General features: G+C 35.1%; 21 protein-coding genes. 3 read left to right on the top strand and 18 right to left on the bottom strand.

Annotated elements, in window-relative coordinates:
* Nucleotides 1–46: 46 nt before the first annotated feature.
* The 4 genes from BZG02_RS17620 to BZG02_RS17605 form a co-directional block, all read right to left on the bottom strand.
* Complete coding sequence (locus BZG02_RS17620; RefSeq protein WP_101263073.1) at nucleotides 47–1,237, bottom strand: ATP-binding protein; 1,191 nt, start codon at nucleotides 1,235–1,237, stop codon at nucleotides 47–49.
* A 125-nt stretch (nucleotides 1,238–1,362) separates the two neighbouring features.
* Entirely contained in the window at nucleotides 1,363–1,950 is a 588-nt protein-coding gene (locus tag BZG02_RS17615) for a porin family protein (RefSeq protein WP_101263072.1), read from the bottom strand.
* 189 nt (nucleotides 1,951–2,139) lie between these two features.
* A complete protein-coding gene (locus BZG02_RS17610; RefSeq protein ID WP_101263071.1) occupies nucleotides 2,140–3,354 on the bottom strand; it encodes a C1 family peptidase in 1,215 nt (404 codons plus the stop codon).
* Nucleotides 3,355–3,561: 207 nt separating this feature from the next.
* Complete coding sequence (locus BZG02_RS17605; protein WP_101263070.1) at nucleotides 3,562–4,287, bottom strand: cytidylate kinase-like family protein; 726 nt, start codon at nucleotides 4,285–4,287, stop codon at nucleotides 3,562–3,564.
* 152 nt (nucleotides 4,288–4,439) lie between these two features.
* Between BZG02_RS17605 and BZG02_RS17600 the strand changes: the two genes are divergently transcribed.
* The 3 genes from BZG02_RS17600 to kdsA are packed head-to-tail and all read left to right on the top strand — an operon-like array spanning nucleotide 4,440 to nucleotide 8,588.
* Nucleotides 4,440–6,416, top strand: coding sequence for a tetratricopeptide repeat protein (locus tag BZG02_RS17600; protein WP_101263069.1), 1,977 nt, complete (start codon nucleotides 4,440–4,442; stop codon nucleotides 6,414–6,416).
* Between the two features lie 24 nt (nucleotides 6,417–6,440).
* Nucleotides 6,441–7,715, top strand: coding sequence for a replication-associated recombination protein A (locus tag BZG02_RS17595; protein WP_101263068.1), 1,275 nt, complete (start codon nucleotides 6,441–6,443; stop codon nucleotides 7,713–7,715).
* A 54-nt stretch (nucleotides 7,716–7,769) separates the two neighbouring features.
* A complete protein-coding gene (gene kdsA / locus BZG02_RS17590; protein WP_180335773.1) occupies nucleotides 7,770–8,588 on the top strand; it encodes a 3-deoxy-8-phosphooctulonate synthase in 819 nt (272 codons plus the stop codon).
* Nucleotides 8,589–8,668: 80 nt separating this feature from the next.
* On the opposite strand, the gene BZG02_RS17585 is transcribed toward kdsA, so the two are convergent.
* The 14 genes from BZG02_RS17585 to BZG02_RS17520 form a co-directional block, all read right to left on the bottom strand.
* Nucleotides 8,669–10,459 carry an NADH-dependent [FeFe] hydrogenase, group A6 gene (locus BZG02_RS17585; RefSeq protein WP_101263066.1) on the bottom strand — a complete coding sequence of 597 codons (1,791 nt, stop codon included), beginning with the start codon at nucleotides 10,457–10,459 and terminating at the stop codon, nucleotides 8,669–8,671.
* A 48-nt stretch (nucleotides 10,460–10,507) separates the two neighbouring features.
* Complete coding sequence (locus tag BZG02_RS17580) at nucleotides 10,508–11,701, bottom strand: complex I 51 kDa subunit family protein (protein WP_101263065.1); 1,194 nt, start codon at nucleotides 11,699–11,701, stop codon at nucleotides 10,508–10,510.
* A 47-nt stretch (nucleotides 11,702–11,748) separates the two neighbouring features.
* The gene (locus BZG02_RS17575; RefSeq protein WP_101263064.1) at nucleotides 11,749–12,216 is read right to left on the bottom strand and encodes an NADH-quinone oxidoreductase subunit NuoE family protein; all 468 of its coding nucleotides are present in this window, start codon (nucleotides 12,214–12,216) and stop codon (nucleotides 11,749–11,751) included.
* A gap of 335 nt (nucleotides 12,217–12,551) precedes the next feature.
* Nucleotides 12,552–13,628 carry a butyrate kinase gene (buk, locus tag BZG02_RS17570; RefSeq protein ID WP_101263063.1) on the bottom strand — a complete coding sequence of 359 codons (1,077 nt, stop codon included), beginning with the start codon at nucleotides 13,626–13,628 and terminating at the stop codon, nucleotides 12,552–12,554.
* Between the two features lie 331 nt (nucleotides 13,629–13,959).
* Complete coding sequence (locus tag BZG02_RS17565) at nucleotides 13,960–15,300, bottom strand: serine hydrolase domain-containing protein (protein ID WP_101263062.1); 1,341 nt, start codon at nucleotides 15,298–15,300, stop codon at nucleotides 13,960–13,962.
* A gap of 373 nt (nucleotides 15,301–15,673) precedes the next feature.
* Nucleotides 15,674–16,960: an adenylate/guanylate cyclase domain-containing protein gene (locus BZG02_RS17560; RefSeq protein WP_101263061.1), complete on the bottom strand. Its 1,287-nt coding sequence runs from the start codon at nucleotides 16,958–16,960 to the stop codon at nucleotides 15,674–15,676.
* Nucleotides 16,961–17,095: 135 nt separating this feature from the next.
* Nucleotides 17,096–18,214 (bottom strand): ABC transporter permease, encoded by a 1,119-nt coding sequence (locus tag BZG02_RS17555; protein WP_101263060.1) that lies wholly within the window; start codon nucleotides 18,212–18,214, stop codon nucleotides 17,096–17,098.
* A 17-nt stretch (nucleotides 18,215–18,231) separates the two neighbouring features.
* Nucleotides 18,232–19,338: an ABC transporter permease gene (locus BZG02_RS17550; RefSeq protein WP_101263059.1), complete on the bottom strand. Its 1,107-nt coding sequence runs from the start codon at nucleotides 19,336–19,338 to the stop codon at nucleotides 18,232–18,234.
* 26 nt (nucleotides 19,339–19,364) lie between these two features.
* A complete protein-coding gene (locus tag BZG02_RS17545; RefSeq protein ID WP_101263058.1) occupies nucleotides 19,365–20,111 on the bottom strand; it encodes an ABC transporter ATP-binding protein in 747 nt (248 codons plus the stop codon).
* A complete protein-coding gene (locus BZG02_RS17540) occupies nucleotides 20,104–21,045 on the bottom strand; it encodes an ABC transporter ATP-binding protein (RefSeq protein ID WP_245868127.1) in 942 nt (313 codons plus the stop codon). The genes BZG02_RS17545 and BZG02_RS17540 overlap by 8 nt, the downstream gene beginning before the upstream one ends.
* 73 nt (nucleotides 21,046–21,118) lie before the next feature.
* Nucleotides 21,119–22,000: an HlyD family secretion protein gene (locus tag BZG02_RS17535; RefSeq protein WP_101263056.1), complete on the bottom strand. Its 882-nt coding sequence runs from the start codon at nucleotides 21,998–22,000 to the stop codon at nucleotides 21,119–21,121.
* Nucleotides 22,001–22,012: 12 nt separating this feature from the next.
* Nucleotides 22,013–23,302 carry a TolC family protein gene (locus tag BZG02_RS17530; protein ID WP_101263055.1) on the bottom strand — a complete coding sequence of 430 codons (1,290 nt, stop codon included), beginning with the start codon at nucleotides 23,300–23,302 and terminating at the stop codon, nucleotides 22,013–22,015.
* A 9-nt stretch (nucleotides 23,303–23,311) separates the two neighbouring features.
* On the bottom strand, nucleotides 23,312–23,920 hold the full coding sequence (locus tag BZG02_RS17525) for a TetR/AcrR family transcriptional regulator (protein ID WP_101263054.1): 609 nt from the start codon (nucleotides 23,918–23,920) through the stop codon (nucleotides 23,312–23,314).
* Between the two features lie 204 nt (nucleotides 23,921–24,124).
* Nucleotides 24,125–25,375: a DUF1015 domain-containing protein gene (locus BZG02_RS17520; RefSeq protein WP_101263053.1), complete on the bottom strand. Its 1,251-nt coding sequence runs from the start codon at nucleotides 25,373–25,375 to the stop codon at nucleotides 24,125–24,127.
* Nucleotides 25,376–25,621 lie beyond the last annotated feature (246 nt).

Raw genomic sequence — 25,621 nt, 5'->3', positions numbered from 1 at the left:
CTCAAATAAAGAATACAAAAAGATGTTACGTGAAATGTTTAAGTATTTATTTCGAAGAAGCTTGAGAAATAGGAATCGAAAATTTAAAGGAACTGCCTTTTCCCAACTCACTCTCGGCCCAAATAGTTCCGTTGTGCAATTCGATAAATTCTTTGCACAATATTAATCCCAAACCAGTTCCAGATTCATTTTCTGTTCCCGAATTCGTTATTTGTTCGTCGATTCTGAAAAGTTTTTTTTGCTCCAATTCATCAATACCTACCCCCGAATCGGTAACGCAAATTTCAACCTGATTGTTTGCAACCTTCGATGAGACCATAATACTCCCACCCCGTGGAGTAAATTTTATGGCATTAGATACTAAATTCCGAACAACAGTATTAATCATGTTTGGATCGGCAAAAATTCTTAAATCCTCATCAACAGTCGCCTGCAAATCGATACTTTTATTTTCGGCACTACTGGTGTGCAGAATCACCACCTCGTTCACCAAATCCCATAAATCAATTTCTTTTGGTTTCCATGCTATTGCTCCGGTTTGCATTCGCGACCAGGTTAATAAATTTTCCAACAAACGAAAAGCCTGGCGTGCCGACTGATTTATAATTCCCGAGAAAGTTTTTACTTGTTCCCGCGATAATTCATCGGCATTATCTACCAATAAATCGGAAGCACCAATTAAAGAAGCAAACGGGTTTTTTAAATCGTGAGCAATAATCGAGAAGAATTTGTCTTTTGTAGCATTCACCCCCTCTAATTCTTTTCTCTGTTTTTCGATCGTTGCCTTTTGTGTAGTAAGTTCTTCCTCCAAAAGGTCTTTTAGCACCATTCTTTTTCGAATATTTTGCAATGGCTGAAGCACATTATCAATAATTCGCAAATTAAATTCATTTTCAAGCTGTTTGATATGATCGACAGTACATCGAAGAAGAATTGAATTGCATTTAGCACTTGCAGATGCCGTTCTAGTTTCAGTATTAATTAACGCATACTCACCAAAACTTTTTCCTTTTTTCAACTCAATAAAAACATGTCCTTCATCATGAATCTGAATGCAACCCTCTACAATTAAATAAACAGCCCCACCTAAATCATCCTTAGAAAATACGGTATCGCCTTTCGCTATTTCTAGTTCATCCACCAATCCTGCCAAATACTTTAAAGATGCAACATCTTGTTCTGCAAGGAAATCGAGACTTTTTAGGAGTTCTATTTTTTCGGTGGAACTTAGTAGCATGGCTAAAATCGAATTTAAACAAGAGTTAGAAGAATTGTAAATATAGCAATTCCAAAAAAATATTCCGCGCAAAAAAAAACTACTGATCGAAATCAGCAGTTTTTCCTATCAATTATTGTGTAATTTTAGAATAATTTAAATCCTAAAGTTACATTCATCATTTTATTTTTCTTTAAGAATTCCGAAGAAACATCAGACAATCCAAATTCATAATCAACATCTAAAGTCAATTTCCAAACGTCAACACCAGCACCAACTTTTGCATTCCAAACAGCGTCCTTAAAGTCACCATCGATATTATCATCAAAAGTACTTTTTATGCTATCGTCTATTTTAAATGAAGCAACCGGACCAGCAAATGCGCGTAGTTTAAAAGCAGGTAATTTTACAATTTTATAACCCAATAAAATAGGTACATCCAAACTTTTAGTTTTTAAATCAAATGGTATTCCTTCCAGTACCACTTCTGCTTTTCTAGTAACGTAATTCAATTCTGGTTGCAAATACCATTTGTTTAAATTAACTCGAAGAAAAGCACCAATCATCATTCCGTTTTTACTTTCTTCTCTGATATTATTAACAGAGGCATCCTTATAATCCATCTTCGTGCTAACCAATCCTGTGTGTAAACCAAAACTTATCGGCGAAGACAATTGTGCGAATAAAGCACTTGAAAACATACAGATTACTGCAACTAAAAAAATCTTTTTCATAATTAATATCTTTACATTCAAGTTATTATCAATCCCGCTTAGCAAGGATTTTTATTTCTTTCATCATTAATAAACAGCCACTAATATAAAGATTATTACCATTCCTATAAAATATTTATCCTATAAAGAGGTAAAAAACAAAAGCCTTAGTCAATCGACCAAGGCTTTACCATCTTAACAATTAGACAATTATAGTCCTAATTTCTTCTTCATTCCTTTCGATAAAGCATCTTTATGAATCATAAAAGACATGGTTTTGTAAGCAACAAATGGGTAGGAAGCATAAAAGTATCCTTCGTATGGATTATTATCGGTACCCCATGAGTTTTTCACGATAAAATATTTGTTGTCTTTCTGATCTTTAGCAATACCAACAATGTGCATTCCATGATCATCAGTAGTATTATAATTATCGAATGCCTCCTGACGCATTTCCTGAGTAATTACTTTTTCGGTACCAGGTTCGTCGAAATCAAATAATTTACCATTTTGTTCAGATTCCGACAAATTTTCCCATTTAGAAATCTCCGAATCAGTCATGTTTTTAGTATCAACACCAGGTACAACTGCAACTCCTTTTCGGTATGCGAAACCTTTTTCGCTTACATCCGAAGCCCAACCAATGGTATAACCATTCATAATTGCACCTTCCATAATTTCCATCATTTCGTTCATTGGCACGTTGTAAACCTCATCCCACAACCAATTATCAGGAACCTCAATAATAAATTTCTCGTAAAATGGATGATGAGTATAAGATGAAATTTCAATATAATCTTCTGGGTTTACACCAACAAAGTCGTTAGCAAATGATTTTGGAGTAAATTCTTTTCCTTCGTACTCAAACTTAGTAGGAAGTTCGCCTAAATAAGCATCCAAAACACCATCAAAACCTTTGTGCCAAACCGGCGTAATTTTTCTGTTTTTATTTTTAATTACCGCCTCTACATAATCATTCAAAACAGCATCTAACTCGCCATGTGTATGACCTTCTTCTCCATAGTTTAAACCTTGGTAAACTCCTTCAGGTACAATACCATAATTTTTCATCACGTAAGTTACATCATGAAATGCACCTCCACCACCGAAGTTAAATTTTCCGTTTAATCGCACATGCTTAATTGCCTTATCTGAATAACAGTTGTAAACCACAAACATTTCGGACAAATCAGTAGCTGGTTTTCCCATTCTTATCATTTCCGATTCGATAAATGACAAACCAGAAAAAGACCAACAAGTACCAGACCGGTGCTGATTTTTAACTGAGGTTGCAGGTAATCTTTTTACATCGGTAAAAACATACCCTTCTTTCTTCACCTCTTTTTCTATTTTCTCTGCTTTAACTGCGGTAGATAGCATCATACCTGTAGCTAAAAGCATTACACTAAGGAATTTAATTTTCATCGTATTTTTGCTTTAATATTCTGATTTCAAACGGTTGCAAAAGTAATAAAATCAGATTTACAAGCAAGCCAACAGGCTATTTTCATATGTTTTTTCGATGAAATATAGTCCGTACAAGTTGTACAAGCACTAAAATCAATTTATAAAGCATAAAAAAAAGAGAAATCAACCTAAGGTCAATTTCTCTCAACACAAATCTATTCCAACTTATCGCATTACCATTTGTTTACCCAACACTCCTTTCAATTCCATCAAATGAATACTGGCATCCGCAATCATCTCTTCTGATAAATTCTTAGCATTATAAATCACATCAAAAACAGTATTCGAAAGAGGTTCTTTATTAAAATAGTTTCGCAAAATTTCTCTTTTCTTATCAATTTCCATTGCATAATCTACCATTTCTTTGGTACTTAGCTTGTAAATTTCCTGTAATTGAGCCGCTCTCCATGCAATTGGAGCATGCAATTTCATATGAAATGATCGTTGAATATTCTGACTAAGAACCACTCCCCCTCTACCAATTATTATGCAATTACCCCTAGATGCAAATCCACGAATAACATCCGAAATAGTCTTTTTAATTTTCCGATCGCTTTGATAGTATTTACTCGATAAAGCGGCAAAAATATCATCCCAAGCCGTCTTTTCAGGAGAATTAAAAACATACTCAATTTTTTCAGGTGCTAAATTCAATTCTTTTGCTGAATGCTCAAGAATCTCCTTGGTTAAACAAGTCCACCTATTTCCAGTTTTTAACGTAAGTTTTTCCGCCATCCTATTTGCAATATTAATAGCGGTACAACCACATTCACGAGAGATAGTAACTACCGGTCCGCCCCGAAACATGCCTTTTCTAGGATCAACAATTTTGGGTTGAAACCGATTCCCCATGTACTTTAACAAAATATTGTCCATTTCTACCTCCTCCATTTAATTAAGCTCTTTACTTAATTTAAGGCTTTTTAAGAAATAATGAAAATCATTTGGCGTGTTATTTAATATAGGGTAAATATTTATTAAGAAGGAATGTATTATTTCTTAAATTTGTAATCCAAACAATTTTTACCCTTAAAAACTATTTCATGTTCCGAATAACTCTTTTGATACTCTTCCTGTTTGGTTTAAGCTCTTCTCAAATAAGCGCACAATTAAACACCGAAAATATATTTGACAAAGGTAGAAGTGCTATTTATTTTGATGACTATACGGAAGCAATCACAAAATTTAATGATATTATTAGGGTAAAACCCTATTTACCCGAACCTTTCTTCTTCAGAGGACTGGCAAAATCTCATCTTGAAGATTTTAATGGTGCACTTGTGGATTATACAAAAGCACTGGAACTTAACCCTAACTATACCTTTGCTTATTTATATCGAGGTATCGCGCAATTTCAGCTAAAAAACTACGAAGCTGCTTTAAAAGATTTTGAAAAAGCCTTGGAATTTAAACCAAACAATGCTGATATCTATTTTAGCAAAGCAAATAGTTTGGCTGCACTTAAAAAATTCAAAGAAGCAGATGCTAATTACTCCAAAGCTATTCAAATAGATCCTGAATTAATGGGTGCCTATCTTAATCGAGCAATTATTCGCGATAATATGGGAGATATTGATGCAGCTATTTTGGATTGCAACAAAGCGGTACAGCTAAACGAATTTTCGACCGATGCATTTGGAAACAGAGGTTATTTAAAATATAAGAAAAAAGAATACGAAGAAGCTATAAAAGATTACGACCGCGCTCTAAAAATAGATCCGGAAAACACTCGGATAATTATGAGTAGAGGGATTGCTAACTATGCGAATAAAGACCCAAGAAATGCGCTTAAAGATTATAATAAAGTATTGGAATTAGACCCTAACAACGCACATTGCTATTACAACAGAGCTTTACTAAAATCAGAAATTGGTGATTATAATTCGGCCATTGAAGATTTTAATAATGTTTTGGAAATGAATCCCGATAATATGCTCATTTATTTTAATCGCGGATTTGTTAAAATGGATATTGGTGATTTTAATGGAGCTATTGCCGACTACACAACAGCAATTAAAATTTATCCCGATTTTGCAAAAGCATATTTAGCAAGAGCTTCGGCAAAACGTCAACTTAATAATCTTGTTGGCTCTATTCAAGATAGGAATCAGGCTTTACTAATTATCGAGCGCTATAAAAAAATGAAAAATGAAGGTGCTATGTCGGCATTTGTTGACACTACCGAAAATTTCCAAAAACTAATCGATTTAAATTCCAGAGAATCATTTACCGAAGAAATTATTAAAGGTCGAGTTCAAGATAAATATGTAACCATTCAGTTGGAAAATAATTTTCACATCACCCACCTTGATCTTGATACATTACGTGCTGGAAAAGTTCAATATTACGATCAGGCAATAATGAAATACAATCAGCAACAGAATTACAATCCAGCAATTACAATTGATAACCGACATTATAAATATCCGAAAAAGGTAGTTGATGAGCAAATTGCAAATGCCAATGCTCAAATTGAGGCAAAAAATACAGATGGCTACTTTCACCGAGGAATTTACTATTTGCTAGACAAGAAATTTAATAATGCAATCGAGGATTTTAGTATCGCAATAGAAAATAAAAACAACTTTTGTTTTGCATATTTTAATAGAGCAAACGCATCTGCAGCAATGACAGATTATATTCAATCTATTGGTGAAACGGGAGGATCGTTTGTGAACCTTCAACCAGAACAACAGAAAAAGAAAAACGAAATAATAGTTGATTACAGTAGTGCTATTGCCGATTACACAAAAGCTATTCAACTTGACCCATCCTTTCTGTTTTCCATTTATAATCGTGGAAACGCCTATGCAAAATCGAAACAATTTAAAAAAGCGATTGCCGATTACGATTGGGTGATTCAATTGGATGCAAATTTTACGGAGGCCTACTACAACCGAGGTTTAATTTATTTATTCCTGGATCAGAAAGATTTAGCTTACGAAGATTTAAGTAAAGCTGGTGAATTGGGATTAATCGATGCCTACAACGTAATAAAAAGATACTGTAATAAAGACTAGACAAAAGCTATAAATAGAATATAAATGACACCCAATCAACCTTTAGCAGAACGATTACGCCCAACGGATCTTAAAAATTATCTAGGTCAGAAGCATTTAGTTGGCGAAAATGCAGTTTTACGAAAAATGATTGAATCAGGCAATGTGTCCTCTTTCATTTTATGGGGACCTCCGGGTGTTGGTAAAACAACGCTAGCCAAAATCATTGCAAAACAACTTAACCGACCATTTTATACACTTTCGGCTGTAAATTCAGGCGTAAAAGATGTTCGAGAAGTAATTGCCAAAGCAGAAAAACAGAAGTTTTTTAATACTCCAAACCCTATTTTATTTATCGATGAAATTCACCGATTCAGTAAATCTCAACAGGATTCGCTATTAGGAGCAGTAGAAAATGGAACCGTAACTTTGATTGGAGCCACTACTGAAAATCCTTCCTTTGAAGTGATATCTCCCTTACTTTCCAGATGTCAGGTATATGTTTTAAAAGCTCAGGAAAAAGCAGATCTGGAAGCGCTTATCGATTATGCAATTACCAACGACAACTATCTAAAAGAAAAAAACATTGTTCCTTCGGAAAAGGATGCTTTGCTAAAATTTTCGGGTGGCGATGCTCGAAAACTTTTGAATATTCTGGAGTTGGTAGTGAATTCTCAGAATACCGAATCGATAAACATCACCAACGAAATGGTGACGAGAGAGCTTCAGGAAAACCCATCGATGTATGATAAAGATGGAGAACAGCATTTTGACATTGCTTCTGCGCTAATAAAATCGATTCGTGGTGGAGACCCTGATGCTGCAGTATATTGGTTGGCGCGAATGATTGAAGGTGGAGAGCAACCAAAGTTTATAGCTCGAAGATTGGTGATTTCGGCAAGTGAAGATATTGGATTAGCCAATCCAAATGCACTTTTACTGGCAAATGCCTGTTTTCAGTCGGTTAATTTGGTAGGAATGCCCGAATCGCGAATTATTTTATCGGAAACTACCATTTACTTGGCTACTTCGCCCAAAAGTAATGCCTCTTATCTGGCAATTGGTAAAGCTCAGGCATTGGTTCGTGAAACAGGAAATTTACCTGTACCACTGCATTTACGGAATGCACCTACCAAGCTAATGAAAGATTTGGGTTACAAAAAGGATTATTTATACGCTCACGATTATCCGGGAAATTTTGTCGATCAGCAATACCTTCCAGATCAAATAAAAAATCAGAGATTATACCAGCCACAACAAAATGCTCAAGAATTAAAAATTTGGGAAAGATTAAAAAGTTGGTGGAAGAACAGGTTTTAATTGCTACTTAAACAAGCAAAAATGTTACTTTTGCCCTAAATAAATTAGAATATCATGATAAAAAACATTCCAAATATAAAACATACAGATAGTGGTAACTTTTTTCTTTTAGCCGGACCTTGTGCCATTGAAGGCGAAGAAATTGCCATGAAAATTGCAGAACGAATTGTTCAAATTACAGATAAACTTGAGATTCCTTTTATTTTTAAAGGATCTTACCGAAAAGCAAACCGATCTAGATTAGATTCTTTTGCTGGTATTGGTGACGAAAAAGCCTTAAAAATATTAAAAAAAGTAAGTGATACTTTTGGGGTTCCAACAGTTACAGATATTCATACCGCCGAAGAAGCTGCCATTGCGGCTGCTTATGTGGATGTATTACAAATTCCTGCTTTTCTTTGTCGCCAAACTGATTTATTAGTTGCAGCTGCGGCAACAGGAAAAGTGGTGAACATTAAAAAAGGCCAATTTCTTTCTGCTGAATCGATGAAATTTGCTGTAAATAAAGTTCGTGAATCGGGTAATAATCAAGTAATTTTAACCGATCGAGGAAATATGTTCGGTTATCAGGATATGATTATTGATTACAGAGGAATACCAGTAATGCAGGAGAATAATTGTCCAGTAGTTTTAGATATTACTCACTCACTGCAACAACCAAACCAAACAAGTGGAGTTACTGGTGGTCGTCCCGAGTTAATCGAAACAGTTGCTAAAGCAGGTATTGCTGTTGGAGTAGATGGTATTTTTATTGAAACACATCCCGATCCGGCAAACGCAAAATCGGATGGAGCCAATATGCTTCATTTGGATTATTTAGAAGATTTATTGACCAAACTGGTTGCTATTCGAAAAGTGATCAATCAATTTTAAATACAAACAAAAGATCCGGCTAACAATACCGGATCTTTTTACACCTACTAATTACCACTCATTAGTCTTCATTTAAAAAACTAATACTGTTCTCGCTTCACGTAAGAAGTGTGAAGTAATTTGTGCGATTTATGACTTAAAGGCTCCTCTAAAAACTCTTTGTAAACCTGTATAATTTCGGGATTTTCATGAGCTTTTCGAATTGGAAGATTTCTATCCTCCTCGTACAAAGCATTCATCCTTTTTAACCGAATTTCATTATCGACAGGAAATGGTTGACCTCCTCCACCTAAACATCCACCAGGACAAGCCATTACCTCAATAAAATGATAAAACTTATCTCCTTTCCTAATTGCATCTAATAATTGATGCGCATTTTCGAGACCATTTGTAATTGCACATTTTAATTCGACACCTTCTAAGAAACTCCATGCTTCAATAGTTCCCTCAATTTTAACGGTTGCCTCTTTTACTCCTTCTAAACCTCGAACCGGAGTAATCTCCAAATTATCGAACGGAACTTCGCGACCTGTAACAATCTCGTAAGCCGTTCTTAAGGCTGCCTCCATTACTCCACCACTAGCACCAAAGATAACACCTGCACCAGAGCCAATACCCATTATGGAATCAAAACTTTCGTCATTTAATTTTTCGAATTCGATACCTGCCTGCCTTATCATCACCGCCAACTCTCTGGTGGTTAAAACAAAATCAACATCCTTATAACCACTATCTTTCATTTCAGGACGATTTGCTTCAAATTTCTTGGCGGTACAAGGCATGATAGAAACCGAAACAATATTTTCTGGATCTACTTCTATATTTTTAGCATAATAAGTCTTCGCCAAAGCACCAAACATTTGTTGCGGAGATTTACAGCTAGAAAGATTTGGTAAATATTCAGGATACTTATGCTCGATGTATTTTACCCAACCTGGCGAACAAGATGTAGCCATTGGTAAAGCAACCTCGGGATCATCATCCACCAATGCCCGTTTTAATCGGGTTAGCAATTCTGTTCCTTCCTCCATAATGGTTAAATCAGCAGTAAAGTCGGTATCCAAAACAGAATCGAAACCTAACCTTTTTAAAGCTGAAACCATTTTCCCTGTTACACGAGTTCCTATCCCTAAACCAAGCTCTTCTCCCAATCCAATTCGCACAGCAGGAGCTGTTTGTACAATTACATGCGTATCTGGATCAGCAATAGCATCCCACACATTTTCAACGTACGACTTTTCGGTTAGTGCGCCCGTGGGACAATGAACAATGCACTGACCACAATTCGTGCAAACAACCTCATCCAACGATCTATCGAAAAATGTGGAAATTTTCATCTCAGAGCCTTTATGAGCAACCGCAATAGCTCCAACACTCTGAATTTCGGCACATGTACGAACACATCGCTGACAACGAATACACTTACTATCATCCTTTACAATTGCTGGCGACAACATATCAATTGTATAATTCTTATCTGGTACCAGATCAATAAAATCCTGATTAGTAATTTGATATTCAGCTGCTAATGCTTGAAGTTCGCAATGTCCGTTCCGATAGCATTTAGTACATTCTTCTCGATGCTCGGTAAGTAAAAGTTCAATAATATGCTTTCTGCAATTCCTAACTTTTAAAGTGTTTGTATTGATTTCCATTCCCTCTGCAACCGGAGTTGCACAAGAAGCCACTAATTTATGATTTCCCACTTGTTCGACAACGCAAACCCGACAGTTTCCTGCCACACAAAGGTCTTTGTGGTAACAAAGAGTTGGAATTTTTATATGAAGATGTTTTGCTGCCTCGAGAATGGTTTTATCTTCCTCAACACTAACAGCTATTCCATTAATTGTTAAATTCACCATGTTTGCCATATCAATTTCGATTTAAATGGTTCAAATTTCAGATTGGTTATTTTCTTTCTAATAAATCATCTCCTCACGAAAATTTTCTACAATAGACGAAAACGAATTCGCCACAGACTGTCCCAATCCACATTTAGCTGTTAACTTCATTGTTTCAGTTAATTTGAGTAGTTGGTCGAGGTAAGACGCTGGTTTTTCACCACGTTTTACAGCTCGAATTCCTTTTAAAAGTTGTTGGCAACCAACCCTGCATGGAGTACACTGTCCGCAAGATTCTTCCTCAAAAAATTCCAAATAATTATTTAGGACATTATACATGGATCGCGAACTATTAAAAATCATCATTGATCCACCGGTAGGTAAGGATATACCCGTTAATTTCCCTTCGTAACCAATCGTTGTTTTACCAAAACGCTTTCGCGGAACCAGAAAACCTGATGCTCCTCCAACTTGCACAGCTTTGCAATCACCATCGCTAAAATCGTCGACAAAATCTTGAACAGTCATTCCCAATTCCAACTCATAAATACCTGGTATTGGAGTATCTCCCGAAACAGAAAACACTTTTGACCCTCGTGAGTCTTTCACACCAAGATCCCGAAACTTTTTCGCACCAAATTTTAGAATGGTATAAGAGTGCGCAAGTGTTTCTACATTATTAACTACGGTTGGCTTCCCTTTAAAGCCTCTAACACTCGGGAAAGGTGGTTTATTTCTCGGCTCTCCTCTTTTTCCTTCCATCGATTCAATTAGAGCACTCTCTTCCCCACAAATATATGCTCCACTTCCCAAAAATATTTCCACCCGAAAATCTAATCCTAGGTCATCCAATATATCATGAAATTTTCCTAGCTCTTTATTCAAATCAGGAACCAAGAATTTATATTCTCCCCTTAAATAAATATATCCTTTTTGTGCACCAATAATTTTAGCACACACTGCCATTCCCGAAAGAACTTTATGTGGTACTCTCGAGAGTATCTCCCTATCTTTAAATGTGCCTGGTTCCCCCTCGTCGGCGTTACAGATTACATATTTTTCTTTTTCATCAGATTCGGCTGCCAATTTCCATTTTAAACCTGTTGGAAATCCAGCTCCACCTCTGCCTTTAAGACCAGAATTCACCATTTCATTAACAATTTCCTGATCAGATCTTGAAAATGCGTTCCGAAGAATCTCTTTGCAATCATCCTCGTGTTTAAAAATCAAATCGATTCTATGAAGTTGTTTTTTAGCTGCTGTTGTTGTCATACCATCGGGTATTTAAATGTTAGTCTTGCTTGCTTCGATTATATTATTTACTCTTTTGCTTTATACTCCCGAAGAATATCCACAACTGATTCCGTGGTTAGTTCTGTATACACCTCATCGTTAATTAACATGGCAGGAGCTTTATGACACCATCCCAAACAATTGGTTTGAAGAATAGTAAACTTTTTATCGATTGTAGTTTCACCCACTTTAATTTTCAAAAAATCCTCAATCGCAAGAATTATTTGATTCTTCCCTTTCATGGCGCATGTAATTGTTTTACACACACGAATAACATATTTCCCTCGTGGTTCTATATCCAGAAACGAATAAAAACTTGCAGTACCGTAAACATGGGCTGCAGGAATACTCATTTCTTTTGCAATTTTAAGAATTACTTCTTCTGAAAGATATCGTTCCTGATCAATCACTCCTTGTAAAATTGGAAGCAAATTTTCACGATCCCTACCATATTTCGAAACCAAATTCTGCACTAATTTTTCTTGAAAATCCATAAAGTAATGGTTTAAGAGTTAATAATAATAGAGTTTCTACTTGAAGATAGTTAAATTAAAGAAATTTTTCTCTATTAAATTAAAATATCTAACCATCAATCATTTACAACAGGTGCCGAAAATTAAACATCACATAATATTTTTAATTTTATAGATAGCCTGCAAAATATAATGCTTTAGAAAATAATACTTTCAACTATTTTAGCTTTATATTCAACAGACTCTGTTCTAAAACATGCTTTATTTGAATTTAGACTTCTTTTAAACAGTGATTGTTGAGCACAAAAAAAGCCTTCGGTAGTACCGAAGGCTTTATCCATTAGTCTGTTATCGTATTAACAATATTCTCGAGGCTGAATTTCTCCACGCAAAACCATGTATCCATTCATTGCTAAAGCCTTCATTTCATCCTCTCCGGGGTAAACAACTACCGGCGCGATAAAAGAAACCATTTCTTTAATATAGTTAACCAAGTCAGGATTGTGAGCAATTCCTCCTGTTAGAAGAATTCCATCCACTTCACCTTTAAGAACGCTAGCCATTTCTCCAATAGCTTTTCCAACTTGATAGGACATGGCATCTTGAATTAATTTTGCTTTTTCATCACCAGCCTTAGCTTTCAGCTCTACATCGTAAGCATCATTTGTTCCTATATGTGCAACCAATCCACCTTCTCCTTTAATCATTTTTTTCACCTGCTCGAGCGTATAGTTTCCGCTAAAACAAAGCTTAGCTAATGCTCCTGCAGGAAGAGTTCCCGATCTTTCAGGAGAAAATGGTCCTTCCCCATCTAATGCATTATTTACATCAATTACTCGACCTTTACGATGAGCACCAACAGAAATACCACCACCTAAATGAGCAACAATCACATTTACATCCTCATATTTTTTATCCACCGATTGTGCATATGCACGACCAATTGCTTTCTGGTTTAGAGCGTGAAAAATAGATACTCTTTCAAATTCTGGATGTCCGGATACTCTAGCAACATCAATCATTTCATCGACAACAACAGGATCAGCAATATAAGCTTTCGCTTTTGGTAATGCTTGGGCAATGTTATCGGCTATCAAACCACCTAAATTACTCGCATGTTCACCAAGTACACCAATCCTTAAATCCTCTTTTAAACGTTCATTTACCGAATAAATTCCAGATTCAATTGGCTTTACCAAACCACCTCGTCCTACAACGGCTTCGATCAAATCGATTTGAATTTCAGCATCAATCAGCTCTTTCATAATAATATTCTTACGAAATTCGAATTGTTCCGAAATTTTACCGAATTGAGCCAATTCTTCGTTCGAATGCTTAATATTCTTCAAAAAAACAGATTTATCTCCCTGAAATACAGCGATTTTGGTAGACGTGGAGCCAGGATTAATAGCTAAGATTCTACGAGTTTCCATTTGTTAAGTATGTTTGTGTTTGTGTAATATTCAATTTGAATGCAAAAATACCAAACTTGATTAGAATTCAATATCATTTACTGACATTTTACTTCAATTTATCTATTTAGTTTGGTTTTTAGTAATAAATCATCACAAAACACGACAAATGGGAGAAAATACGAAGGTGCTTTCTTAATGACTCTTAAGCACTGAGTTAACTCGCACTAAGAACAAAATGCTAAACTTACTAAAAGAAAGTTCAGATAAAACAAAGAAACTTCTCCCTAATCAATTAGAAAGTAGTTTCAGAAAATTTTGTTTGATTTAGAAATTAGAATGGATGAATTACTTAGCTCCAGTCATCATAGGCCGGTAATTTATCAAGAGCTATTACCTCTTGCCGTGCTTCGAAATGATTAAAAAGATCATGTTCGGGCCACTGCTTCACTGATTTTAAAAATTGACTCATTAAAGCGCTAAGATCCTTTGTGAAATCAGAACCTCGCCAAGTAGAGCTATTGGTAATTATTACATAACTTAAGCCGTTTTGTTCATGCTTTAATAAAGCTGAACTTCCGGCTAAGCTTCCGGTTCTCCACCAAGTTCCATCACCTCGAGTGCCTTTCCAGCCAATTGGACTATGGCCAAGTTTATTTGGTGTAGTCATATACTCAACACTCTTTTTCGAAAGAATATCTGGAAGCGTATCATCACCATCAATGGCCATCATAAATTTAATAAGCTCGGCGGCCGATGCTACCCAACCTCCTGCACCACCTAAAACTTCCAAATTATTTCCACCATTACTTTTAAAAACAGTTTTACCAGATCCATCGAAAGCCTCAATTTTCACTGCATTTGATTGCTCGTAATAGTTCACCTCATTGGGAAAATGATCCTCTTGTAAACTATGTCCTAAATGCATATCATATATTCCTGCCGGATTTAAAACATGAGTTTTTACATACATTTCGTAAGGTGCGTCTGCAATTTTTTCAATTACTTTTTCTAGAATTACATATCCTAAATTGGAATAACTACCTCTTGTACCTGGTGTAAAATTCAATCTTCTTGACAAAGCAAACTGTATGGTTGTTTGGGCATCGATTGGTGGCTCCACATTCATTTTTTGTGCAATTGCCAAAGGCAAAAACATTGGATCCCCGTATTTACTTGTATAACCTGCAGAATGACGAAGCAAATGCTCTACTGTTATTCTTTTACTTCTACTATCTTTTATATCGGAATATATGGAATCATTCAAAATACCATGTTCTCCAAAAACAAAATCATCTAAATGTAACTTTCCCTCCTCCTGCAATTTCATAATTGCTGTTGCGGTAATCAGTTTAGAAACACTAGCAATTCTAAATAAATTAGAAGGTTCAACAATTTTCTCCTTATCAATATCGGAATAACCATAACCTTTCGCGAAAACTAGTTTGCCATCTTTAACAACAGCAACAGTCGCTCCTGCCACCTCCCACTTATTTAAAAAGCGATTCAACAAATAATCTGCTCTTTCCGTTTCTTCGGTTTCCGATAATTCATTTGAAATTCGATGAGACACAGCTTCAATGCTGTTATCTATCGGTACAGAGGGAGCTTCTTGAGAAGAGAAACTAAATGTCTGGTCGATGATAACCAGAGCTATAACTATAAATACTGATACTAATCTTCTTGCAATCATTAAACGTAATTTGATTCCACTTGCTATATTTCAACTACACAAATCATCCCGGCAACAAGCCAACACATACTTTGTACTATTACGAATACAAAAATGTTTATATTTTTCCGAAATATCATTCTAAATTAGCCTCTATTTATAAATAGTAAAAATAGTGACGTTAATCACAAATATAACTCATTTAATCATCAAAACAAGTTTGTTGGGCCGATATAAAATAAAAAATAAATTGCATTCCAATTGACTTTAGAGCCTTTAGGAAAGCATTATTTAGGACAGATGGGCTGAAAAATTAAAAAATAATTATAAGTTTCAGATTTTGAGCGAAAAACGTACCAGTAATTTTCTACCAAAAGACCAAACTTACGAATGATTACAGCACCTGTAAAATTCCTATTTTTTCATCAATGCCTTTTACTTTCACCATTCCAAGATCAAGCAAATTATTTTGATTCCCATTTAATTGAGTAGCTACTGCTTTACTCACTAAGAATTGTGAATCGAACTGCTTATTTAATTGTTCTATTCGCGAAGCTATAATTACATTTTTACCTGCAATAGAAAATTGTTTACGAATCTCATTTCCAATATTACCTGTAATTACTTCACCACAGTGAAGACCAATTCCTACTCGAGTCTGCTTCCCATCGATTACATTTCTACAATGACTAATCACCTCTACTATTTGAATACCTGCAAGATATGCATCGCGAACATGATCTGGGTTTTCTGTAGTAACTCCGAAAGAAGCCATAAATCCATCCCCTAATATTTGGTGAATAATCCCATTGTTTTTCTCGATAATACGAATTAATGGATCGAAAATTGCATTTTGAAATGCGATGGTTTCTTCGGGGCTCTGAAAATCGGCCATGCTTGTAAAATTTCTAATATCCATAAACATGATAGAGCCAATAATTTTTTGTCCCACCTTATCGTTAGGGTGTAAAATTAGTTCTCTGGCAACATCAATAGATAACTGTTGGCCTAAAAGGGATTCCATTTCAATCTGAGTATCTTTCGCTTTCAATAGATTATTCACTCTCTTTCGAATTTCCACAGCTACAACACCAGCAATTATCCCTGCCGCGAGTAATCCCATACTCCGCATCGAATAAATTTCAATCATTTGCTCGATATCTCCCACTGGTTTCAAAAACTGTATTCCCCAATATGAAACTCCAAAATATCCTAAACAAGCCAATATCCCAGCGGCCAAAGAAATTTTAAAATCAAGGTGCATAGCTGATAGCATCAAAAGCAAAAAATAAAAAGTTAGTCCATCGTATTCCAGTACCAAAAGTGAGTTATCGTATTTTACTGCATTAAATAAAATAATTGCAGGTAATGCAAACTCCATTAGTAAATTAGGAATCAATACTTTTTTTGAAAGGGGGCGATTGTTTTTAATGTGCCAATGCATCCTTATAAAAACAAGAACTTCGAACAGGAAAAAAATTAGCCACCAAACCAGCATGGTATAAACAAACTCTTTATTATTCAGGGAATCTCTTAATAAATTTGGAATGATGTAATGCAAAACTGGAATAAGCCATGAGCTAATCAGAAAAAGAATTAAAATAACACCAACCCGTTTTCTTTCAATTTTAAGAAACTCGAGGTGTAACGATTCGTGTAATTTATGCTGTGCTCCTAACATATTTTGCGTGTTAAACTGGAATTATTGAGTATAAATTTTATTCAAAGTAACACTGTTCTGATTAATTAATCCGATAAAAATAGATAAAAGCAATCTATCAGTCGGTAAGTTGCAATTAGTTCGAAACCATTGCCCCTAGGAAACCTTTCTGTGCATACGAACAGCAAATGTAATCGAAACCAATGCAAACACACTCAAAATGACTATCTCTCTTAGAATATCAAAAAATCCCGAACCTTTTAATAAAATCATTCTAATAATTTTGATAAAATAAGCAATTGGATTGAGCGTATTTAACTTTTGTCCCCATTCTGGCATGCTTTCAATTGGCGTGAATAAACCACTCATTAAGAGAAAGATTACCATAAAGAACCAAGCAATAAACATCGCTTGCTGCTGTGTGTCGGTTTGTGTCGAAATTAATAATCCAAAACCCAAAATTGCTATTAAATACACAAATGCAACCAAATAAATTAACCAGATAGAACCTAAAATTGGTATTTGAAATCCAAATGCTGCAATTAACAAACCAAGTCCCAATTCAAAAAAACCAATTATCAGAAAAGGAATTAATTTCGCCATCAGAAATTGAGACTTTCTTATTGGAGTAACATTTATCTGTTCAATGGTTCCGATCTCTTTTTCGCGCACTACATTCATTGCAGATAAAAACAAGGCAACCACAGTAACCAATAGCACAAGCAATCCAGGCAACATGTAAGGAATATACTTCATCTCAGGATTAAACTGATGCGAATAAGTGGTTTGAACAATATTGTACGGAACACCTTGTGCAACTCCTACAAAATTCGGTTTTATACCTGAATTATAATCCAATATAACCGAGTTGATGTAAGCGTTGTATAAACCGGCCGAACTAGCATTGATAGCATTAACCAAAACTTGAACCGATGCCTGTGTTCTTAAATCGACAGATTTCCCAAAATCATTGTTAAAAACAAGAATCGCATCAATATTATCTTTAAATAACTCATCCTCGGCCTCTTCCTCCGAGAATCCAATTTCTTTAACGGTAAAAAATGGGGACCCGTTAAATTTAGATATTAACTCTCTGGAATGACTTGAAAGATCTTTATCAACAACATACAAATTTGTATTTTTCATATCGTAAGTTGCTGCAAAAGATAGGATACAAAGTTGTAGAATTGGCATTACAAAAATAATTGGCAACATACTTTTGTTGCGAAAAATTTGTAAAAACTCTTTCTGTAATAAATATTTTAATACTTGCATAACTGTTTCTTTCTAAATTACTCCAACCTTGTTTTAAACTTTTTTAAGCTAAGACCAATAAAACCAAATGTCATAGCTATTAAAATCAATGTTTCCTTCCATATATATTCAATACCTACCCCTTTCAGCATAATATTTTTCAATATTATAATGAACCATTTAGGTGGAATTATATTACTAAACACTTGCAAAGGAATTGGCATATTTCTTATTGGAAAAATAAAACCGGAAAGGATAATTGTAGGTAACATTAAAGCAAACATGGAAAGCATCATAGCTACCTGTTGGTTTTTCGACACAGTAGAAATAAAAATACCTATTGATAATGCTAAAAATATAAACAAAACACTCTCGGCCATTAGTAAAGCAAAACTACCTAATACGGGCACTCCAAATATAAAATAACCCATCCCTATAATTACCAATGCATTGATAAATGACAAAACCAGGTAAGGTGCAACCTTTCCCAAGATAATTTGTAAAGGATTTAAAGGCGATACCAATAAGATTTCCATGGTTCCCAGTTCCTTTTCTCTGGCGATAGAAATAGAGGTCATCATGGCTGAAACCAGCATTAATATTGTTGCCATAATTCCTGGTATAAACATAAATACACTCTCTAAATTCGCATTAAAATACATTCGTGACTTGGCCTGAATAGAAAGTGGAGTTTGCTTCCCCCGATTAATTTCCAAATTATAATTCTGAAGAATTCCTTGTAGATAATTAACCTCTAAATTTGCAGTATTTGGATCCGATGCATCGGTTAAAATTTGAATATTACCAGCTGTGTTTTTGATTAGATTCTTACCCAAATCAGGTTCAATAACTAATATTACTTTCACATTCCCTTTTCTAAAAACCGCATCGGCTTCTTCCAAAGACTCTAAATTTTCGGTAAGTTTAAAATAGCCCGAAGAAGTAATTTTATTAATGATTTCTGCAGAATATTCATCCTTTGAATGATCTAAAACAGCCATCTGAACATCTTTAAGGTCGGTATTAATTACATATCCGAAAAGTAAAATCTGAACAATGGGCATTCCAAATAGAATAAGCATTGATCTTTTGTCTCGAAAGATATGGTAGAACTCTTTTTTTAAAAATCCGATAAATCGATTCATCTGTATTTCAATTTTACTTATAAACGTTACTCGATGTTGGTTGCATGTCTCGCCAAACTCAAAAACACCTGATCCATATCATCAACATTAAACTGCTTTTTCAACTTTTCAGGGGTATCCAGCGCTTCTATTTTCCCGTCGACCATTATCGAAACCCGATCGCAATATTCTGCTTCATCCATATAATGAGTGGTTACAAACACAGTAATTCCGGCACGCGAAGCATCGTAAATTAAATCCCAAAATTGCCTTCTGGTAACAGGATCAACTCCTCCGGTTGGCTCGTCGAGAAAAACAATTTCCGGATTGTGAAAAATAGCCACCGAAAAGGCTAACTTTTGCTTCCATCCCAAAGGCAAAGCGCTAATCATTTTATTTCTTGCATGTTGCAAATCGAGTTTATCCAATAATTCATCGGCTTTCGAATTTATTTCGGCTTTCGATAAACCATAAATACCACCATAGAAACGAATGTTCTCAAATACCGTTAAATCCTCGTAGAGAGAGAATTTCTGACTCATATAACCGATGTTTCTTTTAACAGATTCCCGTTCGGTATAAACATCAAATCCTGCCACCTTTATTTCGCCGGAAGTTGGAAAAGACAAGCCACAAAGTATTTTTATTGCCGTTGTTTTACCCGCTCCATTCGCACCTAAAAAACCAAAAATCTCCCCTTTCGATACTTCAAATGACAAATCGTTATTCGCAGTAAAATCTCCGAATTTCTTGTACATGTTTTTAACACGTATCACTTTCTCCTTCTCATTCATTTGCTTCGGGTTTTGTGCTTAATGCCATAAAACAATCTTCAATACTTGCTTGTATCTTTTCAATTACAATATTCGATCGTCCTTTATTTTTCAAATATTGCTTTAATTCATCTTCGGCAAACTGCTTTCTGGTATCCGTAAAATGCAAGTTTTGTCCAAAAAGAAAAACGGAGTTGGTATGTTCAAATTCTCTTAAGTCGAGTAGCGTTTGGTAATTATCGTCACTTTTTACTGAATACAAGTCTTTCTCGAATTGCTCTACAATCTCGGCCGGACTATTTACTTGCAAAATTTCACCATCCTGAATCAAAGCAACCCGCTCGCACAAATTAGCCTCATCCATATAAGGTGTTGCTACAACAATTGTAATTCCCTTCTTTTTTAGTCCTTTTAACATTTGCCAAAACTCACTTCGCGATACAGAATCAACACCAGTAGTAGGTTCGTCGAGCAAAAGAATTTTCGGCTGATGAATTAATGCACAACAAAGCGCCAACTTTTGTTTCATTCCACCAGATAGTTTTCCTGCCAAACGATTTTTAAAAGGCTCAATCTGCACCCAAATATCATGGATCATATCCATATTATCCTCTATTCTTGTATTAAAAACCGTTGCAAAGAACTCCAAATTTTCAATCACACTTAAATCCTGATAAAGAGAGAATTTACCCGGCATATACCCAAGAAAACTCCTAATCTTTTTGTATTCGGCAACACTATCAATTCCGCAAAGTTTGGCAACACCTTCACTTGGCAGTAATAAAGTTGCCAACAATCGAAAAAGCGTTGTTTTCCCGGCACCATCGGGACCAATTAGTCCAAATAATTCTCCCGAATGAATATCTAAATTAATATTTTTAAGTGCTTGTATTGTTCCATAACTTTTAGATAAATTATCTATGTGTATACTTGCATCCATATTTTTATATATCATCTATTTCTAAGATATCTAAAGGTCAATAAACTAATGAAATACGACTAAACATCCTTTTAAATACTACTTGATATTAAAATCTAACTTCACCAGGCATTCCTATTTTCAGAAGACCATCGTTAGCAACTTTTATTTTTACAGCATATACCAATTTCACCCTTTCCTTTTTGGTTTGAATAATTTTAGGAGTAAACTCCGATTGAGATGAAATCCAAATAACTTTCCCCTTTAAGGTATGGTTCTCTTTCTCATTTTTATCAATTAACACATTCACTTCCTGACCAATTTTAACGGAGGATAGTTGATCTCCACTGATATACACACGTAAATCCAAAGATCTTAAATCGGCTAATTTAAATAAAGGAGTTCCCGTATTTACCATTTCGTATGCCTCATGATATTTTTCTAAAACAGTTGCAGCCTCTGGTACATAAATTTTACTTTTCGCAATTAAGTCGTTCAAAGCATCCATTTTCCGAGTCACATTTTCCAAATCACCAAGCACTCTGGCATTCTCTGTTTTAACAGTCTGTATTTGTTGTTGCACCACAAGAATATTTCCATTAATATCATCCACAGCTTTACTAGTTGCCGCACCATCGGCAAACATCTTATCGAAACGTATCTTATCTTTTTTAAGAATGGACAGTTGTTCCTGATAAACAGCAATTCGCGACAGAATATTTTGCACTCCGGAAGCAATAGAAACTCGTTGAGCTTTCAACTGTTCTTTTTGAAGAAACAGCTGAATTGTATCAATAAGTCCAACCTGTTTTGCTTCAGAAAACACATCCCCTTCTTCTATATCCAGAGATACTATTTTACCATTATTCTCTGCGGCTATCATATATTCTGTTGCTTCGAAATTACCGTAAGCATCCGACTCGTTCCCAGTTTGTTTACATGCCGAAGTCAAGAATACAACGGCTACTGCTAATATTGTAGTAAATTTCATTTTTATAATTCTTTAAATTCCTTTAATTCTGTTGTATTCAGCTATTGATTGTTGCAATTGAATGGTATGATATTCCTTATTTAATTTTGCTTGAATTTCTTTATTCAGATCTTCCAAATAATCACTGGAAGTAATTACACCATTATCTAATTGCGAAGCCGCACTTTTACTCACAGCTGTCTGCAACTCAATTATTGCATCATCTTTTTCCAGTAAAATATTGAATTTTTTAATTTTACTAGTTTCGTTCCCGATTTCGATTAACTGATTCTGTGTAAAGCTTAACTCTTTAGTTTCCACTATATCTCTTCGTATTCCGATCTCTTTTTGCTTGCGCCGATTAGACTTCCAATCGAAAATATTCCATGATATTTTTGCTCCTAGCATGTAATAAGTATCAAACTCGTCCTTTAATTGATTGTAAGTCGGATTTCCATAACCTGCTTGTCCGAATCCTGTAATAACCGGAGATCTATCCTTTTTTATAAGCTCTTTTTGTGCTTCGAGTAAGGATTTCTGACTAGAAAATAGCACATATTCTGGTCGTTGTGTAAGATCCAAATTGGCACTAAGCAATAATTCATTCTCATAACTAGTTTCCTTCAACTTCACATCTGCACTAAGACTTCGTCCCATTAATTCGGAAAGTACCGAAAAAGAAGCTTCTTCCATGGCGTTTAACTCCTGAACTTGCTGATCGATTAAAAGCAATTCCGATTGTAGCACTTTTAAATTGGCTGGCAAAACAACACCATTATCTACTGCCGACTTAATTTGTTGCAAGCGATTCGAAATCGTTTTTTGCTTATCGAAAAGCACCAATTTACTTTTTCGAACCAACTGTATTCCATAATACGCAGCATTTACTCGTGCTCGCAATTGATACATCTGAATTTCAAGATCATTGATTTCAACCTGTGAATTTTGCTCTTCTACCTTAATTCTACTTTTGGTTTTCCCTCCATCGTAAATCAATTGCTCAATATCAAGATTCAAAGCATATCGATCTTTCGGAGCTTTTGGCGCATCTACCCCAGGCAAACTAATTCCAGTTACCTCCGATTGGTAACTTACTTGTCCGTTGGCATAAAATCGAGGCAAATAGGAAACCTTTAAATTTTCAACATTTAAACCGGAAGACTCACTTAAAAGTGCCTTTCCTTTTATTAAAGGATAATTCTTTTGTACCTCGTTTTGGATTTGCTCCAAGCTCAAAACAGTATCCTGTCCATAGCTTATCTGAAGCTTAAAAAAGATTATCAGTAAAAAAATGTATTTACTTTTTCTAAAAATTGTGCTCATATCAAAAAATTAAATTTTTATCGATTGAATAACAAAATCAGCAACTCGCTCAGCTCTTGTTTGAAGCATTTCGTCCATATCAACATCTTTAAATAGCAATTCCTCGGCCATAGGACGAGCAGCAAAGGGAAACACAGACAAACTGATGATATTTAATATCAATTCCTGAGGATCAATCGCTCTAATTTTTCCTGATTGAACCGCCTTATTAATCTGCTGCAATGTTTTACCTTTTGCTTCCAAAACATCTTCCTTAGTCATGATATTAAAAATGCGCGAAGGATCAGTCGTTACCTCATTCAGTATAAAATTGGGCAAAAATGGATATTCAAATAACACTTTGTGATAGATATTACAGATATTTCGAATCTTCTGAAACAACTCCGAATCATCCGCCAAAAAGGTTGAAAGTGGTCGCATGATTTTCACTAAGGCTTCTTCAAATATTTGTTCGAATAGTTTCTCTTTACTTTTATAGTAGTAATGCAATAATGCTTTATTAATTCCAGCAGTATCGGCAATTTCTTGCATTCTAGCTCCAGCCAGCCCCTTTTGTGCAAAAATAATTCGTGCTGCAATTAGAATACTCTCTTGGGTTTCAAGTGACTTTTTATCCATTTTTATTCTTTTTAACCATTTGGTTAACTGACTCTCAAAAAATTAACCACCCGGTTTAACCGTTTGGTTAATGCAAATGTATCGCTTTTTTTTATTTTCCAACAAAAAAAATAAACTTTTTTAACCAAATGGTTAATGATAAAATTTCGAAAAAAAAAAAGGATACCAAATGGCATCCTTTAATCCTTATAAAAAATTAACTTCTTAGTCCAATTTATGTATCAATAAACCCGAACGAAGCTTAGGCTCGAACCAAGTTGTTTTTGGAGGCATAATATTACCAGTATCAGCAATATCGATTAATTGTTGCATAGAAACAGCGTACAAAGCAAAAGCAACTTTCATATTGCCACTATCAACACGTTTTTTCAGCTCCCCTAATCCACGAATACCACCTACAAACTCAACACGAGTAGTAGTACGAAGATCCTCAACGCCTAATAAATTATCCAAAACATGATTCGATAAAATAGTTACGTCTAAAACTCCAATAGGATCTTTATCATCGTAAGTTCCCTTTTTAGCATTTAGTTTGTACCATTTATTATCCAGATACATAGAGAATTCGTGCAATTTAGCAGGTTTGTAAGTATCTGCTCCCATACACTCCACTTCAAATGTTTGCTCCAACTTAGCTAAAAACTCCACTTCAGTCATTCCGTTTAAATCCTTAACAACACGATTGTAATCGATAATTGCTAACTGATTATCTGGAAAATGAACAGCCATAAAGTAATTATACTCCTCATCACCTGTGTGATTAGGATTTTTTGCTGCAAATTCATCTCCAATGCGAGCCGCGGCTGCAGTACGATGATGACCATCGGCAACATAGGTAGCAGGAACTTTAGTTGCGAACAACTCTTCCAACTCCTTATTAGTTGCTGGATTATTTACAGGCCAAAAATGATGACCAAATCCGTCTTCAGCAACAAAATCGTACTCTGCTTCTTCGTTCTTTACAATATTAGCAACAATAGCATCAATCTCTGGAACCGCTTTATAAGAAAAGAATACTGGCTCTAAATTAGCTTCGGTATAACGAGTCAAAATCATTCGATCTTCCTCTTTATCCGGGCGAGTCAACTCGTGTTTTTTAATCACACCATTCTTGTAGTCTTCACAAGCAGCATTTGCAACAATACCATACTGAGTTCTACCATCCATGGTTTGAGCATAGATATAAAACTTAGCTTCCTCGTCCTGAACCAACCATCCCTTATCCTGGAACATTTTTAAATTGGATACAGATTTTTTATACACCTCTTCTGAGTGAACATCTGTTCCAGCAGGACAGTCAATTTCGGCACGAGTGATGTGAAGCAAAGACACTTCTTTACCTTCAGCCATTTGAGCAGCTTCCTCTGAATTCATTACATCGTATGGCAAGCAAGCCAAATCTTTTGATATTTCTTTTGGTGGGCGTAAGCCCTTAAATGGTTTTAAAATAGCCATTGCGTTATTTGTTTTTTGTTGTGTTTGTTTGTTTAGTGCAATAATAAATGAGTGAATGTGTTAATGAGTTTTCACCTCATTAATTTTTCTTTCAAGATATTTTCTATATCCCATGGACATCTTTGATAATTCCTCTATAATTCGCGAGTCTTTAATTCCTCCTTCTCATCAATGAAATTTCTTTATTTAGCAATTGTAGAACATACAACACAATCCACTATAAAGTCCCTGACAATACAAAGATAT

Source organism: Labilibaculum filiforme (assembly GCF_002843315.1).
Taxonomy (GTDB): Bacteria; Bacteroidota; Bacteroidia; order Bacteroidales; family Marinifilaceae; genus Labilibaculum; species Labilibaculum filiforme.
This window is presented reverse-complemented; position numbering and strand designations above follow the sequence as displayed.

What these genes read in the sequence shown, in the direction of transcription:
- BZG02_RS17550 (WP_101263059.1), bottom strand. Translation starts at nt 19,338, where the DNA reads ATGAATCGATTTATCGGATTTTTAAAAAAAGAGTTCTACCATATCTTT.
- kdsA (WP_180335773.1), top strand. Translation starts at nt 7,770, where the DNA reads ATGATAAAAAACATTCCAAATATAAAACATACAGATAGTGGTAACTTT.
- BZG02_RS17595 (WP_101263068.1), top strand. Translation starts at nt 6,441, where the DNA reads ATGACACCCAATCAACCTTTAGCAGAACGATTACGCCCAACGGATCTT.
- BZG02_RS17540 (WP_245868127.1), bottom strand. Translation starts at nt 21,045, where the DNA reads ATGATATATAAAAATATGGATGCAAGTATACACATAGATAATTTATCT.
- BZG02_RS17565 (WP_101263062.1), bottom strand. Translation starts at nt 15,300, where the DNA reads ATGATTGCAAGAAGATTAGTATCAGTATTTATAGTTATAGCTCTGGTT.
- BZG02_RS17545 (WP_101263058.1), bottom strand. Translation starts at nt 20,111, where the DNA reads ATGAATGAGAAGGAGAAAGTGATACGTGTTAAAAACATGTACAAGAAA.
- BZG02_RS17610 (WP_101263071.1), bottom strand. Translation starts at nt 3,354, where the DNA reads ATGAAAATTAAATTCCTTAGTGTAATGCTTTTAGCTACAGGTATGATG.
- BZG02_RS17585 (WP_101263066.1), bottom strand. Translation starts at nt 10,459, where the DNA reads ATGGCAAACATGGTGAATTTAACAATTAATGGAATAGCTGTTAGTGTT.
- BZG02_RS17525 (WP_101263054.1), bottom strand. Translation starts at nt 23,920, where the DNA reads ATGGATAAAAAGTCACTTGAAACCCAAGAGAGTATTCTAATTGCAGCA.
- BZG02_RS17520 (WP_101263053.1), bottom strand. Translation starts at nt 25,375, where the DNA reads ATGGCTATTTTAAAACCATTTAAGGGCTTACGCCCACCAAAAGAAATA.
- BZG02_RS17575 (WP_101263064.1), bottom strand. Translation starts at nt 12,216, where the DNA reads ATGGATTTTCAAGAAAAATTAGTGCAGAATTTGGTTTCGAAATATGGT.
- BZG02_RS17580 (WP_101263065.1), bottom strand. Translation starts at nt 11,701, where the DNA reads ATGACAACAACAGCAGCTAAAAAACAACTTCATAGAATCGATTTGATT.
- BZG02_RS17560 (WP_101263061.1), bottom strand. Translation starts at nt 16,960, where the DNA reads ATGTTAGGAGCACAGCATAAATTACACGAATCGTTACACCTCGAGTTT.
- BZG02_RS17620 (WP_101263073.1), bottom strand. Translation starts at nt 1,237, where the DNA reads ATGCTACTAAGTTCCACCGAAAAAATAGAACTCCTAAAAAGTCTCGAT.
- buk (WP_101263063.1), bottom strand. Translation starts at nt 13,628, where the DNA reads ATGGAAACTCGTAGAATCTTAGCTATTAATCCTGGCTCCACGTCTACC.
- BZG02_RS17530 (WP_101263055.1), bottom strand. Translation starts at nt 23,302, where the DNA reads ATGAGCACAATTTTTAGAAAAAGTAAATACATTTTTTTACTGATAATC.
- BZG02_RS17615 (WP_101263072.1), bottom strand. Translation starts at nt 1,950, where the DNA reads ATGAAAAAGATTTTTTTAGTTGCAGTAATCTGTATGTTTTCAAGTGCT.
- BZG02_RS17600 (WP_101263069.1), top strand. Translation starts at nt 4,440, where the DNA reads ATGTTCCGAATAACTCTTTTGATACTCTTCCTGTTTGGTTTAAGCTCT.
- BZG02_RS17555 (WP_101263060.1), bottom strand. Translation starts at nt 18,214, where the DNA reads ATGCAAGTATTAAAATATTTATTACAGAAAGAGTTTTTACAAATTTTT.
- BZG02_RS17605 (WP_101263070.1), bottom strand. Translation starts at nt 4,287, where the DNA reads ATGGAGGAGGTAGAAATGGACAATATTTTGTTAAAGTACATGGGGAAT.
- BZG02_RS17535 (WP_101263056.1), bottom strand. Translation starts at nt 22,000, where the DNA reads ATGAAATTTACTACAATATTAGCAGTAGCCGTTGTATTCTTGACTTCG.